This is a genomic window from Buttiauxella gaviniae ATCC 51604 (assembly GCF_001654835.1).
GTDB classification, from domain to species: domain Bacteria; phylum Pseudomonadota; class Gammaproteobacteria; order Enterobacterales; family Enterobacteriaceae; genus Buttiauxella; species Buttiauxella gaviniae.
On sequence record NZ_LXEP01000129.1, the window covers coordinates 1 to 249 of the forward strand.

1 protein-coding gene is annotated in these 249 nt (G+C 47.8%); it reads left to right on the top strand.

Annotated features, from left to right (window positions below; genetic code table 11):
- Nucleotides 1-249: phage tail fiber protein (locus tag M977_RS25655; RefSeq protein ID WP_483413596.1), on the top strand; the 249-nt coding region annotated here is incomplete at both ends.

The following is a 249-nucleotide window of genomic DNA, read 5'->3' on the forward strand; positions in this document are numbered from 1 at the left end:
GATCATTCGCAAACATTACAATGATGGCAATACTGTCGTGGACAGTAATGGTTTCATCAAAAGAGCTTCTCCGGTGGTGAAGTTATTCCATGACGGAGATTACACAACAAATGACGAGTCCGAAGGCATTGTTGTTACACGACTGTCAGCGGGCGAATACCTCATTGAAAACTGCATGGGTCTGAACAGCGATGCAGCGTGGGGTGGTGTGGATGGTGGTTTTGAAATCCCGCTCGACCGCAACAAGCA